This is a genomic window from Aromatoleum toluolicum (assembly GCF_012911005.2).
Classification (GTDB): domain Bacteria; phylum Pseudomonadota; class Gammaproteobacteria; order Burkholderiales; family Rhodocyclaceae; genus Aromatoleum; species Aromatoleum toluolicum.
Map to the genome: position 1 here is coordinate 1 of NZ_WTVS01000069.1, position 10,149 is coordinate 10,149.

Below are 10,149 nucleotides of genomic sequence, written 5' to 3' on the forward strand. Positions count from 1 at the left end.
GAGCGGTGCTCCCCGAAACCCCGCCTCCGCCCCCTTGAAGGGGAGGGAGCTTCGTCGTGCCAACCTAAGGCCACACAGCGCGCAACACGACAATCCCCTGCGCAACGATCAGAACAGGAAGGGCTGCTTTACGGCCGGTGTGGTTGCTTCCGCCGCGAACACCTTGGCCTGGCGCGGTTTGATCCACACCGTCTTGCCGACCGGCAGATCGAGGCTCGCCGCGCGCTCGCGCGTCAGCTCGACCTCGATCGTCTCGCCATCGTGCTCGAGTTCGACGCGCACCAGCGGCCCGATGCGGTGCACATGGCGCACGCCCGCCGTCATGCCGCCGGCGAGAGGTGCCACGTCGAGCTCGATGTCGTGCGGGCGCACGAAGGCGATCGACCCCGCCGTGCGCGCCTCGCCTTCCCGCTCGACCTCGGCCCAGCTGCCGTGCAGGCGGCTGTGGAACACGTTTACGTTGCCGAGGAACTGATAGACGAAGGGCGACGCAGGGCTGGAATAGACCTCGTCGGGCGAGCCGATCTGCTCGATGTGGCCGCGGTTCATCACGACGACGCGGTCGGCGACTTCCAGCGCCTCTTCCTGGTCGTGCGTCACGAACACCGACGAGATGTGCATCTCGTCGTGCAGGCGGCGCAGCCAGCGACGCAGCTCCTTGCGCACCTTGGTGTCGAGCGCACCGAAGGGCTCGTCGAGCAGCAGCACCTTGGGCTCGACCGCCAGCGCGCGGGCGAGCGCGATGCGCTGGCGTTGGCCGCCGGAGAGCTGGGACGGGTAGCGCTGCGCGAGCCAGTCGAGCTGTACGAGCTTCAACAGGCCCATCACGCGCTCGCGGATCTCGGCCTCGCTCGGGCGTTCCTTGCGCGGACGCACGCGCAGGCCGAAGGCCACGTTCTCGAACACCGACATGTGGCGGAACAGCGCGTAATGCTGGAACACGAAGCCGACCTGGCGCTCGCGCGCATGCACATGCGTCGCTTCCTGGCCGCCGAACAGCACCGAGCCGGAATCCGGCGTCTCCATGCCCGCAATGATGCGCAGCAGCGTCGTCTTGCCGCAGCCCGAAGGCCCCAGCAGCGCGACCAGTTCGCCGGTCGGGATGTCGAGGGAGAGGTCGTCGAGCGCGACGAAGTTGCCGAAGCGCTTGCTGATGTTGCGGATTTCGATGCTCATGGGCGTTCCGTGGCCACGGTCTGGGGCAGTTCGGTTTTTTCGGGCGGCAGATCGGCGGTCAACATTTCGGTTTCCTTGCGCATGCGCCACTCGACGACGGTCTTCGCGACCAGCGTCACGAGGCCGAGGAAGGCGAGGACGGTCGCCGCGGCGAAGGCGCCGATCTGGTTGTACTCGTTGTAGAGGATCTCGACGTGCAGCGGCAGCGTGTTGGTCTCGCCGCGGATGTGGCCGGAGACGACGCTCACGGCGCCGAACTCGCCCATCGCACGCGCGTTCGCGAGGATGACGCCATACATCAGGCCCCACTTGATGTTCGGCACCGTCACGCGCCAGAACATCTGCCAGCCCGAGGCGCCCAGCGAGATCGCGGCCTCTTCCTCGTCGCGCCCCTGCGCCTGCATCAGCGGGATCAGTTCGCGCGCGACGAAGGGGAAGGTCACGAACAGCGTCGCGAGCACCATGCCGGGCAGCGCGAAGATGATCTTGATGTCGTTCGCCGCGAGCCAGGAGCCGAAGAAGCCCTGCGCACCGAACAGGATGATGAAGATCAGGCCGGCGACGACCGGCGACACCGCGAACGGCAGGTCGATCAGCGTCGTGAGCAGGCTCTTGCCGCGGAATTCGAACTTCGCGATCGCCCACGCGGCAGCGACGCCGAAGGCAATGTTGAAGGGCAGCACGACCGCGGCGATGGTCAGCGTCAGCAGCATCGCCGACTGCGCCTCGGAATCCTTCAGCGCCTCCCAATAGGCCTGCGCGCCGTGGGCGAAGGCTTCCCAGAACACCGCGATCAGCGGCAGGACGAGGAACAGGAACAGGAAGCCGAGGGCGACGCCCGTCAGCAGCAGGCGGACCCAACGCGGCTCCGCGGTGGCACGGCGTACGGTCATGGACGGGCCTCCACCAGGGCGCCGGGCGCGAGCGCCTCGGCCGGTTCGGCATCGTCGCCCTTCGCATGACGGTTGGCCGCCCACCACTGCAGCAGGTTGATCAGCAGCAGCATCACGAAGGAGATCACCAGCATCACGACCGCGAGCGCCGTCGCGCCGATCAGGTCGTACTGTTCGAGCTTCGAAATGATCAGCAAGGGCGTGATCTCCGAGATCAGCGGCATGTTGCCGGCGATGAAGATCACCGAGCCGAACTCGCCGATGGCGCGCGAGAATGCGAGCGTGAAGCCGGTGAGCCAAGCCGGGAAGATGCCCGGGAGGAGCACCCGCACGAAAGTCTGCCAGCGTGTCGCGCCCAGCGAAGCGGCGGCCTCCTCGACCTCCGCCTCGATGTCCTCGATCACGGGTTGCAGCGTACGGACGACGAAGGGAAGCGTCACGAAGATCAGCGCGACGACGATGCCCAGCGGCGTGAACGCGACCTTGATGCCGAGCTTGGCGAGGAACTGTCCGACCCAGCCATTCTCCGCATACAGCGTCGCGAGCGTGATGCCGGCCACCGCGGTTGGCAGCGCGAAAGGCAGATCGACGAGGGCGTCGACGAAGCGCTTGCCGGGAAACGGATAACGCACCAGCACCCACGCGACGATCAGCCCGAACACGGCGTTCACGATCGCCGCGAAGAGGGAGGCGCCGAAGGTGACGCGGTACGAGGCCAGCGCACGCTCTGTGGTTGCGATCTCCCAGAAACCGCCCCATGTCAGCTTGCCGGTCATGAGGATCATGCCACCGAGCGGGATCAGCACCAGCAGGGTCAGGTAGGTCAGCGTATAGCCCAGCCCCAGTCGGAAGCCGGGCAATACGCCATCCCGTTTGGCGGGAGCGGGAAACATGTCGAAAGTCGAACCGTCAGTCGTGGAAATCGAAAAGCGAAGCGGCCCGCGATGGGGCCGCTTGGCGCGAAAAACCGTGGATTTTACTTCTGAACGTAGATCTGGTCGAAGCTGCCGCCATCCTTGAAGTGCGTGGCCGCCGCCTTGCTCCAGCCGCCGAACACCTCATCGACGGTAAAGGTCTTGATCGGCGGGAACTGCGCAGCATTCTTCTTCAGCACTTCGGCATCGCGCGGGCGCAGGTAGTTCGCCGCGGCGTTCTCCTGCCCTTCCTTCGACCACAGGTACTCGAGGTAGGCCTGCGCGACCTTGCGCGTACCCTTCTTGTCGACGACCTTGTCGACGATCGCGACCGGGAATTCGGCAAGGATGGACAGGCTGGGGTAGACGACCTCGAACTCGCCGCGCCCGAATTCCTTGGCGATCAGCTCGGCCTCGGACTCGAACGTGACCAGCACATCGCCGATCTTGCGCTGCATGAAGGTGGTCGTCGCATCGCGGCCGCCCGAGCCGAACAGCGGCGCGTTCTTGAGCAGTTGGCCGACGAACTCTTGCGCAGTCTTGTCGTTGCCGCCGGGCTGCTTCAGCGCATAACCCCACGCGGCGAGGTACGAGTAACGGCCGTTACCGGTGTTCTTCGGATGCGGGATGATGAGCTGGATGCCCGGCTTGGCGATGTCGTTCCAATCCTTGATCGCCTTCGGGTTGCCCTTGCGCACGATGAACACCATCGTCGACGTGTAGGGCGAGGCGTTGTCGGGGAATTTTTTCGGGTAATCCTTCGCGACCAGACCCTTCTCGGCGAGGAAATCGACGTCGGTGGCCTGGTTCATCGTCACGACGTCGGCCTCGAGGCCGTCGGCCACGGCGCGGGCCTGCTTCGACGAGCCGCCATGCGACTGGCGCAGCTCGACGGTTTCGCCGGTCTTTTCCTTCCAGTGCTTCTGGAACAGGGGATTGAAATCCTTGTACACATCGCGCGCCACGTCGTAGGAGACGTTGAGCAGATTGGATTGGGCAAATGCTCCGCTGGCAAAGGCGAGTCCGGCTGCGAACAACAGGCTGGTCAATTTTTTCATGCGGAATCCGATAGCGAGCGATGAACAGGAGAGGGCTTGACGATAGCCGATGGCCGGATGCGTGACAACGCATAAAACCTTATTTCAATATAACAAGATCCACTATAAAGCCCACACCCAACCGCGCTGTTTCACCATAAGCGCACCTGGCGGAAGGCATCGCGCAGCGCCCGGCTGCCTGGTCACGCACGTAGTGGAAGCGGAACCAAAGGCGCCCTTATGACTCGGATATAATCCGCGCCTCTCCGCCGGAAGATTTTGATCCGGCTGAACACTGCCGCGCGGCGGCCCCTCGTTCTCCCGCCTCCAGGACACCTGATGAAACAGAAAGCCCCGGCCTACGTCATCGGCCACATCACGATCAAGGATCCCGCCAAATGGGACCAATATCGCTCCCGCGTGCCCGACACGCTCGAGGGCTGGGGCGGAGAGCTGGTGCTGCGCGGCAAGCGCGTCACCGTGCTGGGCGGCGAGCATGCGCATACGGATACCGTGGTGCTGCGCTTTCCCGACATCGATGCGCTCAACGGCTGGTTCAACTCTCCCGTCTATCAGGCCCTGATCCCGCTGCGCGAACAGGCCGCCGACGTCGTCCTGATCTCCTATGAAAGCTGAACCCGTCGCAGGCTCCCTGGCGGGCTGGACGCCGCTGTTCGGGGCGTGGCTGGTGGCCGCCTCGTCCCTGCTCGGCGCGCTCTTCCTCGGCGAGGTGATGGAACTGCCGCCCTGCGTGCTGTGCTGGTGGCAACGCATCGCGATGTTCCCGCTCGTGCTGATCCTGCCCGCTGGAATGTTTCCCCTCGATCGCAGCGTGATCCGCTATGCCCTGCCGCTGACGCTCGCCGGGTGGCTGGTCGCGCTTTTCCACGTGCTGCTCGTCGCGGGCGTGATTCCCGAGCGCATCCAGCCGTGCTCGCGCGGCGTCTCGTGCAAGGAGATCCAGATCGAATGGTTCGGCTTCCTGACCATTCCGATGCTGTCGCTGATCGCCTTCACCCTGATCGCCGGATTGCTCCTTTTTGCCCAACGCAGGATGTCCAGATGAACCAGAAGTACATTTTCGGAATCGCCGCCGCGCTGATGGTCGCGGTATTCGCCACCGCAACGCTCGTCCATGATTCGGACAAGAGCGCCCGCCGCGACGAGGCCGCCGATCAGAACCGTTCCATCCTCGTGCGCGAACACTCGCCGACGCTGGGCGAAGCCGAGGCACGCGTGCACATCGTCGAATTCCTCGATCCGGCCTGCGAGACCTGCCGCGATTTCTACCCGTACGTGAAGCAGTTGATGGCCGCCGCGCCCGGGCGCATTCGCGTCAGCGTGCGCTACGCGCCGTTCCACGACGGCTCGGAACAGGTCGTGAAGCTGCTGGCCGCCGCGAAGCTCCAGGGCAAGTTCTGGGAAACGCTCGAGGCGCTTTTCGCGGCGCAGCCGAACTGGGCCTCGCACCACAACCCGCAGCCCGACATGGTGTGGAACTTCATCAATGGCGTCGGCCTGGACATTGCGAGGCTGAAAGCCGACATGGCCAACCCGGCGATCGACGCGATCGTCAGGCAGGATCTGGCCGACGCACGGACGCTCAACGTGACCAAGACGCCGGAATTCTTCGTCAATGGCCGCCCGATGCCCAGCTTCGGTTACGAGCAGCTCAGGCAGCTCGTCGCGGAAGAACTGGAACGCCAGTACTGAGCATTTTCAGCCCGGCCGCCAGATACCGTTCGCGCCGAGCTTGTCGAAGCCCTGCCAGTGCCCTTCGACAAGCCTGCCCGGCGCGGAGTCGAAGGGTTCAGTGCGAACGGTTCTATGTGGGTAGCGCGGCGATAGTTCCGCGGCTGCGGCCCGCCGAAAAGACTTCGGCCCCGCCGGATGGCAGGGCCGAATGCGGAGCCGGACGCCGCGAGCACGCCCCTACGGAGCTGCGCTCGCGGCGGATGCCGGCTTACTGGCGGATGCCTTCGATCGACAGCGCGATCTCGACCGTATCGCCGACGACACGCGGCAGGCCATAGGTCATGCCGAAGTCGCTGCGCTTGACCGTGGTAGTGCCTTCGAATCCGGCACGGGTGTCGCCGCGCGGCCCCTTCCCCGCGCCCGTCAGCTTCAGGTCGAAATCGACCGGCTTGGTGACGCCGCGGATCGTCAGGTTGCCCGACAGAACGCCTTCGCCGCGGTTGTTCCAGCGTACGCGTGTCGACTCGAAGGTCATCGACGGGAACTGGGCGACATCGAAGAAATCGGGGCTCTTCAGGTGATCTTCGAGCTTCTGGTGCTTGGTGTTGATGCTGGACACCGGCACCGTGGCGCTGACTGCGCTCTCGGTCGGCTTCTGCCCGATGATGAAAGTGCCCTTGATATCGTCGAAACGACCCATGAAGCGGCTCACGCCGAGGTGCGAAATGAAGAAATAGACGTGCGAGTGAGCCACGTCGATCACGTAATCCCCGGCGACGAGATCACCTGCAGCGGGCTTGGCCGCGGCGGTACGTGCGACCGCCTTGGTCGCGACGGCGCCCGAAGCCGACTGCTGCGCGTGAGCAGGCAGCGCCAGGGCGGTTCCCAGGGTCAGGGCGAGGAGCAGCGGGCGGAGAGCGATACGCATGGGAGTTCCTTGTATCAAGAGTTGCCGGATAAAGCGGAATTGTGCGGTGGGGTGTCGCTTCTCAGCGGGAACGCGCCTTGAGCCGGACGATCATGGCTTCCATCGTCACGCGCATGCGCTCGAGCGATGCGGCAAGCCGCTCGAAGTCCTTGACGCCGCCGGCCTCGAACTTCTTGCCAAGGTCACCCAGACTCATCTTGTCGGCCGATTCGATCAGCGAGTCGAGCGGCCGGGTGATCGACGCGGGGATGGTCGCCAGCAGCGCGCCGGCCAGCAGCAGGCCGGCCACGGCAAAGCCGATGTTCACGTAGTCGACCACCTCGAAGTTGCTGCGGATGCGCTGATAGGCCTGAGCCGATTCTTCGGCTCGGGCGCGCGCGAGCTTCGTTGCGCCCTCGATCAGGACGGCGTTGAAGCGTTCGACCACCGGGCGCAGTTCCTCGTTGGCACGCACCGCCTTGTTGTAGGCCTGCGAACCGCCGGCCGTCTCGCCTTCGTCGAGCATCGAGACGTCGTAGCTGAAGCCTTCGACGATGCGGGCGAATTCCTTCTGGTAGTTGTCCAGCGTGCCCTTCCATTGCGTGAACGCGGTGCTGTCGGCGGGCTGGTAGATGCCCTTGCTGTTGGCGACCATCGCTTCGAGCTGACCGAGGATGCGCGCATGCGTGGCATTCCAGTCCGCGAGCACGGCGTTGCGCCCGTCAACGTTGCCGACGTAGATCAGGTATTCCTTTTCCTGGCGCCGCAGCTGTTGCGCCGACGCGAGGAGATCGGTGATCTCCGTCGCCGCGATGAAGTTCCGGTTCACCGCCGTGTCCACGAGGCCCTGCGTGCGCGAACCGTAGAAGAAGCTCGCGGCACCCTGAACGAGGATGAACGCGAGCAGCACGGAGAAACCGAGGATCAGCTTGTTGCGGATGGTCATGACGGTCAGGAGTTTGGAGTTGAGAGGAGTCCGGCGACCAATTCCTGGATGATCGCTTCGCGATCGAGGGTTTCGGGGAGTTCGCGCTGCAGCCGGGCTAGGAAGGTCATGAGCTGGCGCGGTGGCAGCTCGCCATCCTCGAATCCGAGATCGAACAGGACATCATCGACGATGATTTCGCCCAATACGCCGATTTCTCGCGCCAGACGCTCGACGGTAAACTGCTTCCAGGACGGATTTTCGGACATCGGATTTTTCGCCGTATGTCGATGACATCGGCAAACTGCCGCATCGACTGTAGAACTTGTAAGCGGATATTACCGGGATACCGCGGGATGCATCAACCATAAGCGGCGGCATCCGGCCATAAAATCTTTCACGGTCCGAGTAAATTTATTTCGACCCCGAGCATTCCCGCGCCGTCCGTGCCCCTGACGCAAAAATGTAACAACGAAGCGGTAGCCTCCGCGACCTCTGCCCCACTGCCTCGGTCGCCCCGGATACCCCCGCTGCACACCCCACTTCGCCGCAATTACCGCGCGCTCGTGGATACAGTCCCCGCCCCATTCCCTGACCATTGCGCATAACATGCGCGGTTCCGGATCGGCGCCCGGGACGATCGTCCCGCGCCAGCCAACCCCAAGCACGAGATTGAGTCCCATGAGCCACCATTCAGCAAGATTCCCCGTCGTCGATGCCCAGGTTTCGCCCACCGGGCGCATGGAGGTGCTGTCGCGCACGGAAGCCGCGCGTCTGTCCAGCCAGGGCCAGGGCGGACTGAAGGAAACCTTCCGCAATTGCGCCCTCGCCGTGCTCAATTGCGGCAACCCGCTCGACGACGGCAAGGAGCTCCTCGCCCGCTACCCCGACTTCGACATCGAGATCATCCAGCGCTCGCGCGGCATCAAGCTGGACATCCGCAACGCGCCGGCGAGCGCCTTCGTCGACGGGCAGATGATCCGCGGCATCCAGGAACACCTGTTCGCCGTGCTGCGCGACGTGGTCTATGCGAATGGCGACAGCAGCGGGGCTGGCGGTGCGGCGCCCGGGCGATTCGACCTCGGCAGCTCGGAAGGCATCACCGACGCGGTATTCCACATCCTGCGCAACGCGGGCATCGTGCAGCCGGTGATCCAGCCCAGCGTCGCGGTGTGCTGGGGCGGGCACTCGATCAGCCGCGAGGAGTACGACTACACAAAGCGCATCGGCTACGAGATGGGCCTGCGCGGGCTGGACATCTGCACCGGCTGCGGCCCGGGTGCGATGAAGGGGCCGATGAAAGGTGCGACGATCGGGCACGCCAAGCAGCGCATCGGCAAGCCGCGCTATCTGGGCTTCACCGAGCCGGGGATCATCGCCGCGGAATCGCCCAATCCCATCGTCAATGACCTGGTGATCCTGCCCGACGTCGAAAAGCGCCTGGAGGCCTTCGTCCGTGCGGGCCATGGCTTCGTCGTGTTCCCCGGCGGCGTCGGCACCGCCGAGGAGATCCTCTACGTGCTGGGCATCCTGCTGCATCCGGCCAATGCCGCGCAGCCCTTCCCGCTGGTGTTCACCGGCCCCAGGAGCGCCGAGGATTACTTCCGCCGCATCGACAGTTTCATCGGCGATACGCTGGGCGACGAGGCGCGCAGCCGTTACCGCATCATCATCGACGACCCGGCCGCGGTCGCGCGCGAGATCCACGGCGGCATCGGCCGGGTGCGCGCCTTCCGCAAGGAGAGCCGCGACGCCTATTACTTCAACTGGTTGCTCCGCGTCGAGCACGAATTCCAGCAGCCCTTCCGCCCGACGCACGCGAACATGCGGCGGCTGAAGCTGCACCGCGACGAGCCGAAGCACCTGCTCGCGGCCGACCTGCGCCGCGCGTTCTCCGGCGTGGTCGCGGGCAACGTCAAGAACGAAGGCATCCGCGAGATCGAGCGGCACGGTCCATTCGAGATCCACGGCGATCCCGAGATCATGGGGCCGATGGACGCGTTGCTCTCCTCCTTCGTCGCACAGGGGCGCATGAAGCTGCCCGGCACAGCCTACAACCCGTGTTATCGCGTCGTGCCCCGCGCACGCGAGGAAGCGCCCTCCGCCTGAGCGGGCCGATACCCGGCGCGCGGGGGTATGTTGCGTGGATGCCATAATCGCCCGGTGGCATATGCTGCCGGGAAGCATGTCGGGAAATATGTCCGTAACGTTTGATGGGTACAATTCCCCAAAAAACAAAATCAGACATAACCAGACCACCGACAATCATGAAAAGCCACACCCAAGAAAACTTCCTGCCGGCCGATCCGGGCTTCCACCGCGAGCGCGACGACGGCCTCTACGATCCCGTCCGCTTCGTCTTTGTAAACGACCGCATGCGCGAGCACATCCTGAACGAGCGCCGCGCGATTCTGGACGCACTGCCGCCGTTCAACCGCGCGCGCCAGGAGAAGATCTTCAGCAAGTACGATCCGGACGAACGTCATCGCAGTTTCCAGAACATCCTGCGCATGTACGGCCGCCCGGCGAACGCATAGCGAAAGGCGTCGTCCGGCACGCGCCGGACGGTGCAACGAAGAACGCGGCCTGGCGCCGCGTTTTT

Annotated in this window: 12 protein-coding genes; 5 read left to right on the forward strand and 7 right to left on the reverse strand. The window is 64.6% G+C overall.

Features of this window, described 5'->3' with window-relative positions:
• Positions 1-108: 108 nt before the first annotated feature.
• The 4 genes from GPA27_RS23045 to GPA27_RS23060 form a co-directional block, all read right to left on the reverse strand.
• Positions 109-1,176, reverse strand: coding sequence for a sulfate/molybdate ABC transporter ATP-binding protein (locus GPA27_RS23045; RefSeq protein WP_169142772.1), 1,068 nt, complete (start codon positions 1,174-1,176; stop codon positions 109-111).
• On the reverse strand, positions 1,173-2,069 hold the full coding sequence (gene cysW, locus GPA27_RS23050; protein WP_169142773.1) for a sulfate ABC transporter permease subunit CysW: 897 nt from the start codon (positions 2,067-2,069) through the stop codon (positions 1,173-1,175). The genes GPA27_RS23045 and cysW overlap by 4 nt, the downstream gene beginning before the upstream one ends.
• Positions 2,066-2,962, reverse strand: a complete 897-nt coding sequence (cysT, locus tag GPA27_RS23055) for a sulfate ABC transporter permease subunit CysT (RefSeq protein ID WP_169142774.1) — start codon at positions 2,960-2,962, stop codon at positions 2,066-2,068. The genes cysW and cysT overlap by 4 nt, the downstream gene beginning before the upstream one ends.
• Before the next feature lie 83 nt (positions 2,963-3,045).
• Positions 3,046-4,041: a sulfate ABC transporter substrate-binding protein gene (locus GPA27_RS23060; RefSeq protein WP_169142775.1), complete on the reverse strand. Its 996-nt coding sequence runs from the start codon at positions 4,039-4,041 to the stop codon at positions 3,046-3,048.
• Between the two features lie 318 nt (positions 4,042-4,359).
• On the opposite strand from GPA27_RS23060, the gene GPA27_RS23065 reads away from it, so the two are divergent.
• From GPA27_RS23065 to GPA27_RS23075, 3 genes are read left to right on the forward strand one after another with little or no spacing between them, the layout of a single operon-like run.
• Entirely contained in the window at positions 4,360-4,656 is a 297-nt protein-coding gene (locus GPA27_RS23065; RefSeq protein ID WP_169142776.1) for a DUF1330 domain-containing protein, read from the forward strand.
• Positions 4,646-5,086 (forward strand): disulfide bond formation protein B, encoded by a 441-nt coding sequence (locus tag GPA27_RS23070; protein WP_169142777.1) that lies wholly within the window; start codon positions 4,646-4,648, stop codon positions 5,084-5,086. The genes GPA27_RS23065 and GPA27_RS23070 overlap by 11 nt, the downstream gene beginning before the upstream one ends.
• On the forward strand, positions 5,083-5,733 hold the full coding sequence (locus tag GPA27_RS23075; protein WP_169142778.1) for a DsbA family protein: 651 nt from the start codon (positions 5,083-5,085) through the stop codon (positions 5,731-5,733). The genes GPA27_RS23070 and GPA27_RS23075 overlap by 4 nt, the downstream gene beginning before the upstream one ends.
• 250 nt (positions 5,734-5,983) lie before the next feature.
• Here GPA27_RS23075 and GPA27_RS23080 read toward each other — a convergent pair whose 3' ends face one another.
• The 3 genes from GPA27_RS23080 to GPA27_RS23090 all read right to left on the reverse strand — a co-directional run bounded on the left by GPA27_RS23080 (position 5,984) and on the right by GPA27_RS23090 (position 7,816).
• The gene (locus GPA27_RS23080) at positions 5,984-6,643 is read right to left on the reverse strand and encodes a YceI family protein (RefSeq protein WP_169142779.1); all 660 of its coding nucleotides are present in this window, start codon (positions 6,641-6,643) and stop codon (positions 5,984-5,986) included.
• Between the two features lie 61 nt (positions 6,644-6,704).
• Complete coding sequence (locus GPA27_RS23085) at positions 6,705-7,568, reverse strand: MCP four helix bundle domain-containing protein (RefSeq protein ID WP_169142780.1); 864 nt, start codon at positions 7,566-7,568, stop codon at positions 6,705-6,707.
• Between the two features lie 5 nt (positions 7,569-7,573).
• A complete protein-coding gene (locus GPA27_RS23090; protein ID WP_169142781.1) occupies positions 7,574-7,816 on the reverse strand; it encodes a DUF8082 domain-containing protein in 243 nt (80 codons plus the stop codon).
• A 412-nt stretch (positions 7,817-8,228) separates the two neighbouring features.
• On the opposite strand from GPA27_RS23090, the gene ppnN reads away from it, so the two are divergent.
• Positions 8,229-9,656, forward strand: coding sequence for a nucleotide 5'-monophosphate nucleosidase PpnN (ppnN, locus tag GPA27_RS23095; protein ID WP_169142782.1), 1,428 nt, complete (start codon positions 8,229-8,231; stop codon positions 9,654-9,656).
• A gap of 158 nt (positions 9,657-9,814) precedes the next feature.
• Positions 9,815-10,084, forward strand: coding sequence for a hypothetical protein (locus GPA27_RS23100; protein ID WP_169142783.1), 270 nt, complete (start codon positions 9,815-9,817; stop codon positions 10,082-10,084).
• The last annotated feature ends 65 nt before the right edge of the window (positions 10,085-10,149 follow it).

Bases quoted from the DNA above. Each gene is read 5' to 3' on its own strand.
- GPA27_RS23045 (WP_169142772.1), bottom strand. From the start codon at position 1,176: ATGAGCATCGAAATCCGCAACATCAGCAAGCGCTTCGGCAACTTCGTC.
- cysW (WP_169142773.1), bottom strand. From the start codon at position 2,069: ATGACCGTACGCCGTGCCACCGCGGAGCCGCGTTGGGTCCGCCTGCTG.
- cysT (WP_169142774.1), bottom strand. From the start codon at position 2,962: ATGTTTCCCGCTCCCGCCAAACGGGATGGCGTATTGCCCGGCTTCCGA.
- GPA27_RS23060 (WP_169142775.1), bottom strand. From the start codon at position 4,041: ATGAAAAAATTGACCAGCCTGTTGTTCGCAGCCGGACTCGCCTTTGCC.
- GPA27_RS23065 (WP_169142776.1), top strand. From the start codon at position 4,360: ATGAAACAGAAAGCCCCGGCCTACGTCATCGGCCACATCACGATCAAG.
- GPA27_RS23070 (WP_169142777.1), top strand. From the start codon at position 4,646: ATGAAAGCTGAACCCGTCGCAGGCTCCCTGGCGGGCTGGACGCCGCTG.
- GPA27_RS23075 (WP_169142778.1), top strand. From the start codon at position 5,083: ATGAACCAGAAGTACATTTTCGGAATCGCCGCCGCGCTGATGGTCGCG.
- GPA27_RS23080 (WP_169142779.1), bottom strand. From the start codon at position 6,643: ATGCGTATCGCTCTCCGCCCGCTGCTCCTCGCCCTGACCCTGGGAACC.
- GPA27_RS23085 (WP_169142780.1), bottom strand. From the start codon at position 7,568: ATGACCATCCGCAACAAGCTGATCCTCGGTTTCTCCGTGCTGCTCGCG.
- GPA27_RS23090 (WP_169142781.1), bottom strand. From the start codon at position 7,816: ATGTCCGAAAATCCGTCCTGGAAGCAGTTTACCGTCGAGCGTCTGGCG.
- ppnN (WP_169142782.1), top strand. From the start codon at position 8,229: ATGAGCCACCATTCAGCAAGATTCCCCGTCGTCGATGCCCAGGTTTCG.
- GPA27_RS23100 (WP_169142783.1), top strand. From the start codon at position 9,815: ATGAAAAGCCACACCCAAGAAAACTTCCTGCCGGCCGATCCGGGCTTC.